The organism is Streptomyces sp. NBC_00878 (assembly GCF_026341515.1).
GTDB lineage: Bacteria > Actinomycetota > Actinomycetes > Streptomycetales > Streptomycetaceae > Streptomyces.
The window spans coordinates 524,205-539,402 of the sequence record NZ_JAPEOK010000002.1 but is presented as its reverse complement, the minus strand read 5'-3'; the positions used below and the strand labels follow the sequence as shown (position 1 = coordinate 539,402).

At 71.8% G+C, this 15,198-nt stretch carries 12 protein-coding genes; 2 read left to right on the top strand and 10 right to left on the bottom strand.

Translation table 11 applies throughout. The features are described from left to right. Positions 1-8: 8 nt before the first annotated feature. The 9 genes from OHA11_RS46545 to OHA11_RS46505 form a co-directional block, all read right to left on the bottom strand. On the bottom strand, positions 9-1,004 hold the full coding sequence (locus OHA11_RS46545; RefSeq protein ID WP_266508524.1) for a twin-arginine translocation signal domain-containing protein: 996 nt from the start codon (positions 1,002-1,004) through the stop codon (positions 9-11). Positions 1,005-1,063: 59 nt separating this feature from the next. Next, the gene (locus OHA11_RS46540; RefSeq protein ID WP_266508523.1) at positions 1,064-2,350 is read right to left on the bottom strand and encodes a TRAP transporter large permease subunit; all 1,287 of its coding nucleotides are present in this window, start codon (positions 2,348-2,350) and stop codon (positions 1,064-1,066) included. Positions 2,351-2,353: 3 nt separating this feature from the next. Continuing rightward, positions 2,354-2,959, bottom strand: a complete 606-nt coding sequence (locus tag OHA11_RS46535) for a hypothetical protein (RefSeq protein WP_266508522.1) — start codon at positions 2,957-2,959, stop codon at positions 2,354-2,356. Beyond that, complete coding sequence (locus OHA11_RS46530; RefSeq protein WP_266508521.1) at positions 2,956-5,085, bottom strand: hydantoinase/oxoprolinase family protein; 2,130 nt, start codon at positions 5,083-5,085, stop codon at positions 2,956-2,958. Before OHA11_RS46530 ends, OHA11_RS46535 begins: the two co-directional genes overlap by 4 nt. A gap of 174 nt (positions 5,086-5,259) precedes the next feature. Further along, positions 5,260-6,870, bottom strand: a complete 1,611-nt coding sequence (locus OHA11_RS46525; RefSeq protein ID WP_266508520.1) for an FAD-dependent oxidoreductase — start codon at positions 6,868-6,870, stop codon at positions 5,260-5,262. Between the two features lie 131 nt (positions 6,871-7,001). After that, complete coding sequence (locus OHA11_RS46520; RefSeq protein WP_266508519.1) at positions 7,002-8,021, bottom strand: LacI family DNA-binding transcriptional regulator; 1,020 nt, start codon at positions 8,019-8,021, stop codon at positions 7,002-7,004. A gap of 249 nt (positions 8,022-8,270) precedes the next feature. After that, on the bottom strand, positions 8,271-8,621 hold the full coding sequence (locus tag OHA11_RS46515; RefSeq protein ID WP_266508517.1) for an SCO4225 family membrane protein: 351 nt from the start codon (positions 8,619-8,621) through the stop codon (positions 8,271-8,273). Positions 8,622-8,742: 121 nt separating this feature from the next. Then, positions 8,743-9,426, bottom strand: a complete 684-nt coding sequence (locus OHA11_RS46510) for a response regulator transcription factor (RefSeq protein WP_266508516.1) — start codon at positions 9,424-9,426, stop codon at positions 8,743-8,745. After that, positions 9,423-11,891, bottom strand: coding sequence for a sensor histidine kinase (locus OHA11_RS46505; protein WP_266508515.1), 2,469 nt, complete (start codon positions 11,889-11,891; stop codon positions 9,423-9,425). The genes OHA11_RS46510 and OHA11_RS46505 overlap by 4 nt, the downstream gene beginning before the upstream one ends. 364 nt (positions 11,892-12,255) lie before the next feature. Here OHA11_RS46505 and OHA11_RS46500 point away from each other — a divergent pair, with 364 nt between their 5' ends. Together OHA11_RS46500 and OHA11_RS46495 are read left to right on the top strand one after the other, a co-directional pair. Then, positions 12,256-12,717, top strand: a complete 462-nt coding sequence (locus OHA11_RS46500) for a DUF5707 domain-containing protein (protein ID WP_266508514.1) — start codon at positions 12,256-12,258, stop codon at positions 12,715-12,717. A gap of 106 nt (positions 12,718-12,823) precedes the next feature. Then, on the top strand, positions 12,824-13,285 hold the full coding sequence (locus tag OHA11_RS46495) for an SRPBCC family protein (protein WP_266508513.1): 462 nt from the start codon (positions 12,824-12,826) through the stop codon (positions 13,283-13,285). A 160-nt stretch (positions 13,286-13,445) separates the two neighbouring features. Here the strand turns inward: OHA11_RS46495 and OHA11_RS46490 are convergent, their stop codons facing one another. Then, entirely contained in the window at positions 13,446-15,101 is a 1,656-nt protein-coding gene (locus tag OHA11_RS46490; protein WP_266508512.1) for an FAD-dependent monooxygenase, read from the bottom strand. Positions 15,102-15,198 lie beyond the last annotated feature (97 nt).

The window sequence follows — 15,198 nt, the reverse complement described above, 5'->3', positions numbered from 1 at the left end:
TGGCCGCGTCAGCCGCGGGCCATCGCGATGGAACCGGCGAGGCGCTCCCCCGCCTCGTAGATCATGTACGGCACGCCGCCGTCGGTGCCGAACGACGGGGCGGCGGCTCGGCCGTTCTCCGGGGCCCCGCTCCGGGAGTTGTAGAAGACACCGAGGTGGGCGCGCTTGCTGAAGTCGTTCCCCACCTCCGTGATCATCAGGTCGCCGCCGCTCTCCTTGTCCTTGTTGTAGACGACGTAGGTGCTGTTGTTCCGGTAGAGCAGGTGCGGCCCGCCGATGTTGACGGCGCCGACGTCGGAGTGCCGGACCAGCGGCTGCTGGTCGTAACTCCAGGTGCGCCCGTCGGCGGACCAACCCCAGTGGATGTCACGGTGGTTGGTGGTGTTGTTCAGCATGAACACCATGACGTAGTGGGCACCGCGGGACGGCAGTTCGTGCGGGAAGACACGGGCGTACGACGTCTCGGTCGTGCCGCTCGGCAGCATCGACGTGGACAGGACGACCTTGTCGTAGGTGAAGTTGATGCCGTCCTTGGACCGGGCCAGTCGGGTCGTCGTGTTCTCGCCGTGAAAGTAGAGCCACATCTCCTTGGCGCTCTCGTTCCACATCACGTGGGGGGACGCCACGTGGCTGACGGAGTAGTGGGGCTGCCAGTTGTTCCTGACGATCGGGTTGTTCGGATACTCCGTGAAGGGGCCCTCCAGAGAGTTGCCGTAGGCCAGGCAGATGCCGCCGGGCGCGTCGTGCGGCCCGTAGTACAGGTAGTACCTCGCGAGGGGATTGGAGAGGCGTCCAGTCGTTCCGCGGAGGCACGGGAAGATGATCTCGCCCGTCGGGTTGTACTTCAGCTGGGACGGGGTGAGCAGCGTACGGACGTGGGTGTAGTCGGGGAATCCGCCGAGGGCGGCGGACGCGGTCGGGGCGGAGAGTCCACCGAGGGTGAGGGCGGCGCCGGTGGCCGCGGTGGTGCGCAGGAACAGACGACGGTCGAAATGCTCAGGCATGGTCGGCTCCGGAGAGATGGGGGATGTGGGGGGGGGAGAGATCGGGGAGATGCGGAACGTCAGAGGTAGGTGGCCGCGGTGACGCACAGCCCGCCGAGGGCGACGGCCCAGACGTACGGGAGGGTGCGCACCATGACCTGCTGCGGGGAGACGCCCGCGTACTGGGCGGCCCACACGGTCTGCGTACTGGTCGGGTCGGCGACACCGAAGACCTGGTTGTACGACGTGGCCATCCCGAGGACGACCGCGGCGGGATAGATACCCGTGGCGATCAGGACGCCCGCGATGCCGGCACCCAGCCCGAACACGTTCAGCGGCCCGCGGTAGAGGCACAGCGGCGCGAGCAGGGTGAAGACGATGACGAACAGCACGGCGTTGTGCGGGCTGACCGCCTTCATCAGCGGTTCGAGTGCGTCGACGGCACCGGGCAGTTTCACGGCGGCGAGCAGGATGCCGATGGCGATGAACAGGGCGATCGGCGGGGCTGCCACATCGAAACCGCCGTACAGGGTGCGCAGGAGCCGCTTGTTCATGTCCCGGGGGCGGGTGGTGGTGACCAGGGCGTACAGCACTCCGGCCAACAGGGAGGGGATGATGGCGAGTTCGAAGCCCAGGGCGAGGATCAGGGGCACGGCCGGGGTGAGCAGCGCGTACCAGGGGGCGTCGCCCAGCTTCTCCCGGCGGCCGGGTGAACGGGGCTTGTCCTGCACGGACTTGAGCGACCAGGTGTGTTCCACGCCGCGTCGGCGGGACTCGACGAGTACGTAGAGTACGGCGGCCACGAGGGCGAACGGGAACAGTTTGACCATGAAGCCGCGGACGGTCGGTATGGGCAGTTCCAGGGCGGTGGAGAAGAACTGCCACAGGGGCAGTTCGAAGGGGATGCCCACGGCGATGCCCATGAGGATGGTCCCGGCGGCGGTCACTTTCGGGATGCCCACCGCGATCATGGCCGGGATGCCGATGAGGCCCGCGAGCATCGCGGCGGGCGCGGAACCGGTGACGGTGCCGACGAGGGCGGAGACCGCCAGCACGCCGAGGGCCACGACGACCGGGCGGTCGCCGCCGAACTCGACGATCTTGCGGACGAGTGTGGCGGCGACGCCCGTCTCCTCCAGGAGTTTGCCGAGCCATGAGCCCAGCACGATGGCGATCATGGTGGCGGCCAGCGTGGGCGCACCCTCCTGGAGGACCGTGTCCAGGACGCTGTTCTTCCCGGTCAGCGGTGCGCCGGCGAGGAAGGCGATGACGACGGCGAGGATGACGAGCGCGAACGCCGTGGGCAGTTTGCGGGTGAGCATGGCGGCGACACCCGCGGCCATGACGAGCAGGATGACAACGCCCATGGCTCAGTTCTCTCTTCTTGGTGCGCCGACCGCGGCGGCGAGCGCGGCGGTGAGCAGGAGGGGGCTGCGGCCGAGTCCGCAGACGGTACGGGCGTAGGCGTGGGCGGCGATCTCCTCGGCCCCGGCGACATGGGCCAGGATCCGGAAGCGGCCCAGCCGCAGGGCGCTGTGCCCGATTGCTTCCTTGAGGGCGGTCTTCGTGTCCTTGGCGTGCAGCAGTTCGTGCGCGGTCTCGTGGGCGAGGGCCGCGGCGCGAACGGATCCCACGGGATACCAGGCGCGCCAGCCGAGTTCGTCGATCAGGATCTCGGCTCGTTCGATGGTGTCGGTGTAGAGCTCGACGGTGGCGGGACGCGAGGTGTAGCGGGCGAGCAGCGCCTGTTCGAGCCCGTCGCCGCGTTCCACGATCCGGGCGCGGCACGGGCCGGGGCCGAGTGTCGCGCCGAACGCGTCCGCGGCCTGGGCCCAGTGGCGCAGCTGCACGGGGTCCCGTCCCTCGTGGGTGGGCGTCGCGGCGAGGAGGCGTACTGCGAGATCGAGGTCGTCCGCGGCCGGATCGGTGACGGGCGCCAGGTGACCAGCTGGCCGTGCCGCGAGGGCGCCGGTCATGACCTCACCTCCACCACGGCCACCACGGGCTCGTCGGCCGCGCGGTCACGCATCTCGCTGTGGGCCAGGGCGAGCAGCGGCTGCGGATCGAGGACGCCGGAGAGGTCGGCGATGCGGGAGCCGAGCAGGAGGCGCAGCGCGGGGGCGCGGACGCCCCCGTCTCCGTACGAGGTGGCCTCGCGCACCAGGCGGGCGAGGAGTTGGGGGGCGGCGGCCACGGTGGTGGCGGCTACCTGTGCGTCGGAGGCGTGCAGGCGTACGACGCCGTCGGCGTCGACGACGCGTACGGGTTTCCGGGGTGCCCGCAGTCGGCGGCGCACCTCGGTGCCGTAGACCGTGTGGGCGGGTGTGCCGGCGAGGACGCGGACCCGGGCGGGGTCGGTCTTGAGGCTGACGGCCGCGGCGGTGAGGCGTTCGGTGGCGTCGGCGCTGTGCGAGCGGTCCTGGGTCCGCAGTTCGGTGGCGCCGGTGGCGATGGCGCGCACGGTGCTGGTCTGCGGGTCGAAGGTCACTTCGACCTCGACCCCGTCGGCCGCGGCACCCTGGGCGACGACGGCCTGCTCGGCCTCGGCGCGTACGGCGAGGATCTGCTCCTGGGAGGCACCGGGGATGATCCGCTCGATCTGTTCGCGCACCAGGGCGAGGGCCACGCCGATCGGGCTGATGACCTCGCTGTGCCGGGCGATCCTGCCCTCCATGCCGGTGAGTGCCGCCAGGTGCGGGGTGACGGAGGCCGCTCCTCCCCCGCCGCCGACGAGCACCGCGGTGTCGGGGTCGAGGCGGTAGTCGCGGACGAGTGCGTCCACCACCTTCCGCACCTGGGTGACGCCCGCGTCGAGGATGCGGCGCGCGGCCGTGGGCACGTCCATGCCCAGGGCGGCGGCGAGCGGGGCGATCGCGGCCTGCGCCACCTGCTGGTCGCAGTGCGCGAAATCCCCTTCGGGGACACGGCCGAGCGCGTTGGCGGCGCAGGTCATGGTGATGGCGTAGCGGCCGCCCGCCGCGTCCAGGACGGCGTAGTCGGCCGGGTCGTCCGGCATCGGGCGCACCGTGGCGAGCGTCGCGTCGCGCAGGTCGTCGAGGTCGGCGAAGCAGGCGTAGGGCAGTCCGGCGATGTGGGCGCTGCGCGGTCCGACGGCGGTGATGCGGGCCTGGCCGACCCGGACCATCGAGCCGCCGCCGACGCCGACGGTGCGGACGTCTAGGGCGTTGAGGTACGAGGCCTTGCCGAGCATCGTGGCGTGCCGGATGGCGACCCTGCCTCGGCGTACGACGCTGATGTCGGTGGAGGTGCCGCCGGTTTCGAGGAAGACACCCTCGCTGATCCGTTCCTGCATCAGGGCGCCGGCGACTCCGGCCGCGGGGCCCGACAGCACGGTCAGAAGCGGGCGTCGCCGCATCTCGTCGAGCGCCATGACGCCGCCGTCGCAGCGCATGACCATGAGCGGTGCGGTGACGCCCGCCTTGGTGATGGACGCGTCGACGAGGTCGGCGGTGGCGAGCATGCGCGGCAGGATGGCCGCGTTGACGACGGCGGTACGGGTCCGCTTGTGCAGCCCGTACAGCGAGGTGATCTCGTGTGCGGCCGTCATCGGGAGCCCCGCCGGCCTGGCCGCTTCCAGTACGGCCTGCTCCCCTTCGGGACGGTCGACGGCGAACGGCTCGGTGGCCACGAGGACTTGGGCGCCCGCTCCCGTCAACTCCTCGACCGCGGCGCGTACAGCGGTCGCGTCGGCCGGGTCGGCGACGTGGGCGTAGGAGAGCGGAAGCCGCTTGCCGGGGGCGAGTTCGAGACGGCCGAGGGCGGCGAGCCGACGAGTGAGGACGGCCCCGGGGCCCGTGCCGATGCCGATCAGGCCGACGGTGGCGACATCGCCCTCCAGCAGCGCGTTGGTGGCCTGGGTCGTGCCGTGCGCCAGGAACGCGACGTCGGCCGGAGCGCAGTCGACCTGTTCGAGCAGCCGGTCCAGTGCCTCGACGATGCCGTGGGCGACTCCGTCCTCGTGGTGGTGGCTGGTGGGGACCTTGATCTGTCCCAGCAGACGCAGTGTCGTGGCGTCCACGGCCACGGCGTCGGTGAACGTTCCGCCCACGTCGATGCCGACGCGGATTCTGTGGGTGGTCATGTCCGGGCACCTCCTTGTGCTCTGTCAGTCATGCGCGGGCGATCGCCGGGCGGGCAGGCGAAACCGACCCGCCCTGCTCATGCGCGCGGTACGGCGGCCGGGGCCGTCGTGTGCACCGTGGTTCAGCAGCCGGGTACGTCCGGCCTGTTCAACAGCCGCGTACGTCCGGCCGGTTCAGTAGCCGCGTACGTCCGGCCAGTGGCGCTGTACTCCCTCGCGGTCGAGCCGCCGGGCGAACTCCTCGAACCGCTTGTCCTCGGCCTGCACCTGGTGCGGTTCGACGTCCTCGGCGAGACAGTGGGCGGCGAGCGCGCCCGCGACCTCGCCGATGTTCCACTCCACCGGATGGAGCCGGTAGCAGCCGTTGGTGATGTGCGTCGTGCCGATGTTCTTGCCCGCGGGCAGCAGATTGCGGACCCGCCGCGGCACCAGTGCGCCGAGCGGGATCTCGAAGGGCACCGAGCCGATGTCGATGTAGGTGTCGCCGCCGGTCGAGGGGTGCAGGTCGATGCGGTAGCCGCCGACTCCGACGGAGTCCCGGTACTTGGTGCCGCCGTGGGGTCCGACCAGGTCGATCGCCACGTCGTGCTCGGTGACGGTGGTGACGGCCTTGATACGACGGGACTCGCGGACGTACGGCGCCTTCGCCAGGCCGTCGGCGGTACCGGTCACGTCCGGGCGCGGGCGGAGGCCGGGGAACCCGGTGCCGCCGTCCGGGCGGGGCGCCTCGGTCTGGAGCCAGTACAGGACCGACAGGGACAACTGCCGTGCCTCGGTGACCGCTTCGGCTCCGGTCCGCGCTCCGGCCCCGACGAGGGGCTTCAACCAGTAGTCGTTGAGCGGCCAGTTGACGAGGGTGATGTCGGAGTCGAAGGCTCCGGGGCGGTGCAGCTTGCGGGCGAGGATACGGCGGAAGCCCCACAGCTCCTTGTCGCCGGGCTCCGTGCTCTGGTCGGCGCTGACGCCGAGCGGGTCCTGGTCCGGGTTGGGGACGAAGGTACGCGGCACGGGTTCCAGGGAGCGCGGATCGGGTGCCTCGAAGCCGAGGAGCGGGCCGGGCCAGAAGTCCGGCCGGTACGCGCGCCAGAAGTCGTAGTCCGCCGGGCGGTCGATGGTGTGGTCCTCGCCCTCGTGATGCGAGAGCGCGAAGCACACGGTGATGCCCTGCTGGTTGAGTGGCTGGGCCTGGTCGGGGGCGTGCGGCTCGTCGTACTCGGAGCGCGCCTCGGTGCCACAGACGTGCTCGACGTTGGCGAGGTCCAGGAGTCCGCCGGTCTCGGTGGCGTCGATGACGTACCGGGCCGGGACGGTGACGCGGGTGCCGTCGTACCGGTGTGCCAGCGTCACGGACCGTACGACATCGTTGTCGGACTCCGCCGCGACGGGCCGGTGGTCGGTGAGGACGGTCAGTCGACCGGCGGCCCGGTGGGGCGCGAGCATGGCCTCAAGGACGGCCAGCGCGACACGCGGCTCGTGGCAGAGTTTGCTCACGCGTCCGGCGCCGGGGTTGAGGTCCGTGAGCGCCAGCGCCGCCGAGCGCAGCGGGTACCACTGCCGGTAGAACTGCCGGATGCCGTCGCGCAGTTGCCGGTACGAGGCGGTGGTGCCGAACTGTTCGACCCAGGGGTGCTCGTCGGGCGGTACGGCCTGCGAGGTGAGCTGTCCGCCGAGCCAGTCGGTCTCCTCGGTGAGCACGACGCGGCAGCCTGCACGGCAGGCGGCCAGCGCCGCGGCGACGCCGCCGAGTCCGCCGCCCACGATGAGGATGTCGGCTTCGGGTATCACGCTTCTCCTTGCGGTTGTCCTGGTCCACGGAAGATTCGGTGCAACGTTTTCGGTGTGACGTTCTCGGTGCGACGTTCTCGGTGCGAGGCTTTCGGTGGGGAGTTGCGGCGGGAAGTCCCGGTGGGGAGAGGTCAACTCCGCTCCGGCGGCCTCCCGGTGGTCACACCTGGCCGGAACACGCAGGTGACCAGCGGTTCTTCGGTCTCTTCGCCGGATACGAGTGCGGCCAGCAGGCGGACCGCGGCCGCGCCCAACTCGTGGCGGGGGATGTCGAATCCGGTGGGGTGCGGACCCACGTCGAGATCGGGCGGAGGGCTTCCGAGGAGGGCGAGGGAGAGGTCGTCGGGGCAGACGAGTCCGGCGTCGTACACGGCCCCGCGCAGGGCGCGCCAGGCGGCCCCGGTGTCGGTCTCCTCCGCGACGAAGGCGGTGACGCCCTCGTCGAGCCATCGGCCCAGTCTCTCGGGTGTGATGTCGCGTTGCGGATCGGCACTGCGGAAGACGGCTTGGGGCCCGCCGGCCAGTCCGGCCGCCTCCAGCCCCTCCAGGAAGCCCTGTTGACGGTCCGTCGAGGCGGGCGCGTCGTCGTCCTCACGGACCAGGACGATGCGGCGGTGCCCCAAGGACGCCAGGTGACCGACCACTTCGCTGCTGGCGCTCACGTAGTCGGCGCCCACCCAGGACGGCCCTTCCAGCTCTTCGCGGCGTCCGAGGTGCACGACCGGGAACCCGTCGGCGACCATCCGCTTCAACTCGGCGAGCGGGACGTGCCGGCCGAGGAACAGACAGCCGTCCGCGAGCCGTACCCGGTTCAGCGCCTCGGGCCCGGTCGCCCCGGCGCCGCCGGAGCTCGACCCCGTGAACAGCACCAGGTCGTAGCCGCGCGCCGCTGCTTCCCTCTCCACGCCGACGAGGAAGGGGTAGTACGAGTGCTGCACGTCCGTGGGAAAGGTGGCCGTGAAGCTGAAGACGCCGAGCAGGTTGTTGCGGGCCGCCGCGAGACGCTGAGCCGCCGGGTCCGGTACGTAGCCGAGGCTGCGGGCCGCGTCGAGCACCCGCTGCCGTGTCTCGTCCGAGATCGCCGACCCCTGCGCCTTGTCCGACAGCACGAGCGACACCGTGGCCTGGGACACCCCGGCCAACCGGGCCACTTCCGCCTGCCGCGGTCGCGACGTGCGGCCCGCCCCCGCGGGGGTCCGACCGCTCCGGGACCGCTTCCTGGGCTGCTCCACCATACTCCCCACCCGGCCGCTCACGGCCGACCTCCGGACTGTTAATGCGTATCAGTAATGCGCATTAGCAGAACTGTGAGTGCGCGGAGGGCGTCGGTCAAGACTTCCGACACGACTTGTTCGGACGGCGGACCGGGCCAAGTGCGGTGCGGGCCGGTCGACTCGGGCTCAGGACACCGGGTCCGGGCTGTCACCGCGGCGCAGTGCGCGGGCACACCAGCCGATGACCACGGCGTTGACCAGTGCGCCGAAAGCCACGGAGATGACAGGCGCCATCACGTTGTCCGGCAGCACGAGCAGCACGAAGCTGGCCGGGGCGGCGGCGAAGAGGGGGATGATTCCGGCCATGGACCCGCCCGAGTCGTCGCCGACACTCACCGCGTACGACCACACGAGCAGGGCGGCACAGACCGCGAGGTAGACGAGGGCGGCGACCTCGCCGAGCAGCTGGCGCAGACGGCGTGGGAAGGATCGGCCGGAACCGGTCACGGCAGTGGACTCCTCGGTCGGGGTGGTCATGGTGCGGAGCTCCCGTGGCGGGAGCGGCAGTTGGTAGGTCGTGAGAGGTGGTGCACGGCGGGAGCGGCGGCCGGTGGGTCGCAGCGGTGGGTGCCCGGCAGGTTCGGCGGCCGGTGGGTCGTCAGAGGTGGGCGCCGGGCGGGTTCGGCCGGGCGAGGCCGAGATCGTACGCGAGGATCGTCACCTGCACCCGGTCGCGCATTCCGAGCTTACGCAGCAGCGCGTTCACATGGGACTTCACGGTACCGACGGTGATGCCGAGCTCTTCGGCGATCTCCGTGTTGTTGAGTCCCGAGGCGACCAGAGTGAGGACGTTCCGTTGGCTGCCGGTGAGGCTGTCCAGCTCGCGGGGGCCGCTCGCGGTCCGGATCCCCGGGCCTGTTCCGGATGCGTAGTGGCCGATGAGCCGGCTGGTCGCGGACGGGGCGAGCACGCTCTCGCCGGCGGCCACCACCCGGATGCCGTGCAGCAGTTCGGCCGGGTGCACATCTTTGAGCAGGAAGCCGGAGGCACCCGCGCGCAGCGCGTCGAAGACGTACGCGTCGAGGTCGAAGGTGGTCAGCACCAGGACACGCGGCGCGTTCCCCCGGCCGGTGATGATCCGGGTGGCGGCGATGCCGTCCAGTTCGGGCATCCGGACGTCCATGACGACCACATCGGGTGCCAGCTCTTCGGCGAGACGCACCGCGGCGACGCCGTCGGCGGCCTCACCGACGACCGTCATGTCCTCCTCGGCGTCGATCATGGCGGCGAACCCCGCCCGTACGACGCCTTGGTCGTCGACGACCAGCACTCTGAGACTCATCGCTCCCTCTCCTCGACACTCCGCTCCGCGACCGGCACGACGCCGGCCGGGGGTCCGTCCCCGCGTGTGGGTCCGCCGTCGGTCCCGTCGGTCCCGTCGGTCCCCTCCGCCCCGGCCCCGGCCGTCCCGCCCGGAGCGAGTGGCAGCCGGAGGCTGACCCTGCCCGGCCCGCCGGTGGTCAGGGTGCCGCCGAGCGCCGCGACTCGCGCCGCCAGCCGCTCGCGTACCTCGTGGTGACCGGCCCGGGGCAGCCCGGTGGCCGTAAGCGTCAACGTATCGTCGTCCGCGTCGAGTTCTAGCACCGCGGGCTCTTCACCGCCGATCGCGAGTACGGTCTCGGCGGCATGGTAGGCGGCCAGGTCCACCGCGGTGGGCAGCCGCTCCGGCACCCGGTCGGTCAGCCGTATCTCGACGTCACGGCCGGTCGCCCGGCACTGGTGGGCGAGCAGGTCGAGGGCCTGGAGGGTGGGCTGCGGCCGCAGTTCGGGCCCCGCGTCCTGCTCGTCCTCGCCCCGGACCGTGTCGAGCAGGGTGCGCATCGCGGCCAGCGCCTCGCGGGCGCGTTCGGCGGTCGCGTCGAGGTGTCCCGCCTCGGCCTGGGCGACCATGTCGGCGGTGCGCGCCAGCACGGTGGTCTCGAGCCCGGCGGCCATGCGGCGGCGCTCGGCCCACGCGTCCCGGACGGCCTCCTCGGTCCAGGCGGCGACGCGTTCGACCCGCGTGCCGCGGGCAGCCCGGTCACGCCGCCCGCGCCGGGCCCCGCCCCACCGGGCCGCGCCGACCACCAGGGACGCCCCGGCCGTCGTCGACGCGGCCACCGCCCAGACGGGGACCGTCGTGCCACGGTCCAGGACGGCGGCGGTCGCCGCGGCCGCGTGCACCACCACGGCCGCGACCGTACGCAGGCCCAGCAGACCCGGCAGGCCTGACAGGCCTGACAGCGGCGTGCGCGGGCGGCCCGCGGAACGGCCTTCGGCAGGGGACGAACCGGCAGCCGTGCGGGCCGCGTCCGCGGCGAGCGCCGCGCAGGTCGCGAGCATGCTCATCGCGGGCGGCAGGAGGACCGGACCGGTGTACCCGCCCATGGCCATCGCCGACGGCCAGAGCAGCGCCAGGCCGAACAGGGCTCCCTGAGTGGCGCGGGGCGCCCGGCCCAACCACAGCAGGGCGGCCACCTGTGCCGCCGCCAGCAGCGCGAAGAGGGCGCCGGCAGACACGTGCGAACTGTACGACGGGGTATCCGTCCGGAGAACCAGCGCCGGGAGCAGCGGCTGCGTGCACAGGCCGACGGCGGTCGTCACCTGCGCCACGCGGTAGCTCCACGGAAAGGACCGGTCCATCGAGGCCACGGTCCGGCCGGGCAGGACCGCGCGCACCTCCCAACCGCCGTCCGCCGTCGGGCCGCTGTGCAGGGTGCCGCCCGCCTCCCGTGCCCGGGACCGCAGGAAGCCCTGGCCGCGACCGCCGCCGAGGCCCGCACCGTGCGTCGGCGAACCGGCCGGCGGTGCCGCGCTCGTGACCACGACGTCCGTGCGGGTGTCGCCGTACCGGCACCGCACGGTCGTGTGCGCACCAGGGGCGTGCCGTGCCGCGTTGGTCAGCGCCTCGCGCACGATGCCGTACGCCGCGTCCGCGACGGCGCCCTCCGGCAGCGGGTCGAGCTCGCAGTCCACCGGCTGGTCGAGGCGGCGGAACCCCGCGACCAGGCCCAGCAGCCGTTCCTCCGGCGACGGCAGTCCCTCCCGCGAGGGCGCCGGCGCCCGCACCGCCGCGAGGGCCCGGCTGACCTCTCTGCCGGTCTCGGCCGCGAACTCCAGTGCCTCCTGGGCCAGTTCGGGACGACGGTCGCGCAGCCCGAGCGCCGCCCCCGCCGTGACCACCACGGCCGTCAGGTGGTGGGCGCTGACGTCGTGCAGCTCCCGTTCCATCCGGCGCCGTTCGACAGCCGGGAGCCGGTGGCGCTCGGCCTCGGCCCGCTTCAGCAGGTGTTCGGCGGCTTGCCGCGCGTGACGGGTCCGCCGTACGAGGATGCCGGCGCCGCACGTGACGGCGTACAGCAGCGCGGTCAGGACGAGACCGAGTCCGTTCCGGTCGCTGAGTCCGTGCAGGCTGAGGCTCTGCAGGAACTGCCAGGCGGCGAGCGTCACGACACACAGCACGGTGGTGAACGTGTCGCGTTCGGTCGCCACCGCGAACAGGGCCAGCGCGACACCCGCGGTCCCGAACACCGCCATCGCCCCGCTGGACAATCCGCAGGCAGCGACGACGAGCACGAGGGTGACCACCGGCCGCGTGTGGCGGAGGGCGAGCGCGGCCGTCACCAGTCCGGCGACCAGGACCGCAACGAGCAGGTCGGACGCGGGCGGGACGGATCCGCGCAGCAGCGCCCCTCCGGGCCACACCACGGCCTGGGCGCAGATCAGCAGGACCGGGAGCAGCCGGTCGTCGGCATCGATTCGGTTCATGGCGGATCAAGGTTATGTCCGCAGGTGAGGCGACCGGCTCCCGCTGGAGGTGGATTTCCTTCTCTTACCTGGGTTGCAGACCCGGTGGAACCCGGCCGGGTGGACCACCAGGAGGTTTTCTCTAACTCCGGTTCGACGCGGCAATCATCCGGCAGCGCGACGACCGCGCAATGGCACGGACCCTAATCTCGAACACATCGAGAAAGCGATCGGGAACCGGTTCCACCAGCGTTTCTACGGCGCCTTTTCGTGCAGGATTTCCGTGCACTTCTTTTCCGTGCATGGAAATCCTGCACATCGCTTTCCCGTTCCGTTCCGCAGGTACGCCGTACCTGCTGTCACAACGAATTCAGGAGAATCTCTCATGTCCAAGCGCATTCTTGCTTCGTCCCTCGTCGGCGTTGTCGTGGTCGGCGGAATTGCCGCCGGTGGCCTCGCGGTGGCCTCCGCCTCCGCTTCCTCCTCCACGGAGCCGAGCCTGGAGAACGTCTCGGCCCGTTACGTCGCTCCGACGGACAGCGAGGCAGGCTCGCTGACCTTCACCGCGGACGTGAGTGACGACTCGGGCGTCAAGGACCTCAAGGTCCTCCCGTGGCCCGCGGGCTCGGGGCTCGACGTGAGTGAGAAGGACCTTCAGCACGTGGACAGCGCCAAGTGCGAGAGCACCTCGGCCGAGACGTCGCGTTGCACCTACACGCTGCGGGTCACGAAGAAGGAGGCGGCCGAGCTGGACCAGGGCCGGTGGTACGTGTCGACGCTCGCGACGGCCAAGGACGGCGACACGACGTTCGAGTCCCTCTCCGCCCGTTTCGTCGTCGCTGACTGACCCGCCTGCTTCGGCCGGGCGCCTCGGGGGCGCCCGGCCGGGCCATCGCGAGAGACCGGGGTCCGACATCAGGCCGTTGTCGGACCCCGGTGCTTTCATGGGAACCATGACCAGCAGAAGTGTCGTCGTCGAACGGCGTGTCGCCGCGGCCCAGGGACCGGTGTGGGAGGCCATCACCGACCTCGCGGGCATGCCGCGCGTTCTCAGCAGCGTCTCGAAGGTCGAGGTCCTGACGGAGGGGGCCTTCGGCGTAGGCACGCGGTGGCGGGAGACGCGGCGCATGTTCGGCAAGGACGCCACGGAGGAGATGTGGGTGACCGCGAGCGAGCCGCCCGAGCGGTATGTGGTGGAGGCCGCGTCCCACGGCTCGCACTACATCTCGGAGTGGGTGCTGCGAGCCGACGGCCCGGCGACGACGGTCCGTATGACGTTCTCGGCCGTGGCGACCGGCGGTGTCGCGGGCCTGCTGGCCAAGATCATGGGCGGCCTGGGCGCGCGGGCGGTGAGGAAGGCCATCGCCAAGGACCTCGCTGACATCGCGGCCGCGCTGGAGGGTCGCAGCGGCTGAGGCTCGCGGTCCGCCGAGCCCCGCGGGCCTCTGCACCGAGCCCCGCGATCCGCTGAGCCGGGCGCCGGGTGGCACCCGGCGCCCCTTCGTTCAGTCGGTGCCCTCCTGTGGTGTTCCGGCCGTCGTGCGCGTCTCGCCGCGGCCCGTCCCCGTACGGGGGTCAGGCCACTGCCAGCACCGTGGTCAGTACCTGCCGCAGGGTCGATTCGGCGTCCGGGACCGGGCCCGGCGACCGCCAGGCGACGAACCCGTCGGGCCGGACAAGTACCGCGCCGCCGGGCGTCGTCCCGTGAAGTGCGGACCAGTCGGCGTCGCCCTCGGGCGTGAGCTCGGTGTCCGGTCCCTCGCCCACTCGGTACGAAGCCAGCGGGACGGGCATCTGCTCGGCGAGGCGGGTGGCGGCCTCGTGCCATCCGCTCGGGCCACCGGCGCCGCTGAGCAGGACCAGGGACCGTTCGTAGAGGTCGAGCGTGGAGACTCGCTCGCCGCGGTGCCGTACCCAAAGGTGAGGTGCCCTGCTGCCCGGTTCGCCGCTCAGGAGCGGTGATTCCGGGACCACGGGGGTCTCGGGGTCGGCGCCGACGACGGCGCCGTGCGGGTAGCGGTAGGCGAGGGCCACGTTGAGGATGCCGCGCTGCGGGGCACCGCCCGCACCGGGAGGCGCGGCGAAGCCCGGGTGGCTGTGTTCGGCCGAACGGGAGGCGGCGCGGGCGCTGGTCGCCTCCGCGACCGGTCGGCGCTCGGCGTCGTACGTGTCCAGCAGCCCGTCCCCGGCCCAGCCGCCGAGCACCGCGGCCAGTTTCCAGGCGAGGTTGTGCGCGTCCTGGATACCGGTGTTGGAGCCGAAGGCTCCGGTGGGGGACATCTCGTGGGCCGAGTCGCCGGCCAGGAAGACGCGTCCCGACCGGTAGCTGCGCGCGACGCGTTGGGCGGCGTGCCAGGGAGCCCTGCCGGTGATCTCCACGTCGAGGTCCGCGACCCCGACCGCTCGGCGGATGTGCTCCACGCACCGCTCGTCGGTGAAATCCTCCAGGGTTTCGCCCTGTTCGGGGTGCCAGGGGGCGTGGAAGACCCAGTTCTCGCGGTTGTCCACGGGCAGCAGCGCGCCGTCGGCGTCCGGGTCGGTCAGGTAGCAGACGATGAAGCGGCGATCGCCCACGACATCCGCGAGACGGCTGGAGCGGAAGGTGATGCTGATGTTGCTGAACAAATCGCCGGGGCCGCTCTGACCGATGCCGAGTTGTTCGCGGACCGGGCTGCGGGGGCCGTCGGCCGCGACGAGGTAGTCCGCGCGGATGGTGGTGTGCTCGCCCGTCTCCCGGCTCTTGACCACCGCGGTGACACCGGTGGGGTCGGTGTCGAACGACAGCAGTTCGGTCCCGTACCGCAGATCGCCGCCGAGCCGCGTGGCCTGGTCGAGCAGGACCGGCTCCAGGTCGTTCTGGCTGCACAGGCACCATGAGCTGGGGCTGAAGCGGACCAGTCCGCCGCCCGGGTCGATCTCCTTGAACAGCCATTCGCCCGCGTCGCCGACCAGGGTGGGCGCCTGCAGGATGCCGTGGTTGTCGGCCAGTGTGGCCGCGGCCTGCCGGATCATCGGCTCGGTACCGGCCGCCCGGAACAACTCCATCGTGCGTACGTTGTTGCCGCGGCCGCGAGGGTGGATGGACGTGCCCGCGTGGCGCTCCACCAGCACGTGCCGCACGCCAAGTCGGCCCAGGAACAGGGAGGTTGCCAGGCCGACCAGGGAACCGCCCACGATGAGGACCGGCACCGTGAGGGTCCTGCGGTCGGTTTGATCGGTTCCTGCTTTCATCACTCGCCTCCAGCACGTCGTGTCCGCCGAATCCGCCGGATGCGGCCGGGACTCTCATGCATGCCCCGTGAGGCAGACGGCAGGTCAGGCTTCACCC

Bases quoted from the DNA above. Each gene is read 5' to 3' on its own strand.
- OHA11_RS46545 (WP_266508524.1), bottom strand. From the start codon at position 1,004: ATGCCTGAGCATTTCGACCGTCGTCTGTTCCTGCGCACCACCGCGGCC.
- OHA11_RS46540 (WP_266508523.1), bottom strand. From the start codon at position 2,350: ATGGGCGTTGTCATCCTGCTCGTCATGGCCGCGGGTGTCGCCGCCATG.
- OHA11_RS46535 (WP_266508522.1), bottom strand. From the start codon at position 2,959: ATGACCGGCGCCCTCGCGGCACGGCCAGCTGGTCACCTGGCGCCCGTC.
- OHA11_RS46530 (WP_266508521.1), bottom strand. From the start codon at position 5,085: ATGACCACCCACAGAATCCGCGTCGGCATCGACGTGGGCGGAACGTTC.
- OHA11_RS46515 (WP_266508517.1), bottom strand. From the start codon at position 8,621: ATGACCACCCCGACCGAGGAGTCCACTGCCGTGACCGGTTCCGGCCGA.
- OHA11_RS46510 (WP_266508516.1), bottom strand. From the start codon at position 9,426: ATGAGTCTCAGAGTGCTGGTCGTCGACGACCAAGGCGTCGTACGGGCG.
- OHA11_RS46505 (WP_266508515.1), bottom strand. From the start codon at position 11,891: ATGAACCGAATCGATGCCGACGACCGGCTGCTCCCGGTCCTGCTGATC.
- OHA11_RS46500 (WP_266508514.1), top strand. From the start codon at position 12,256: ATGTCCAAGCGCATTCTTGCTTCGTCCCTCGTCGGCGTTGTCGTGGTC.
- OHA11_RS46495 (WP_266508513.1), top strand. From the start codon at position 12,824: ATGACCAGCAGAAGTGTCGTCGTCGAACGGCGTGTCGCCGCGGCCCAG.
- OHA11_RS46490 (WP_266508512.1), bottom strand. From the start codon at position 15,101: ATGAAAGCAGGAACCGATCAAACCGACCGCAGGACCCTCACGGTGCCG.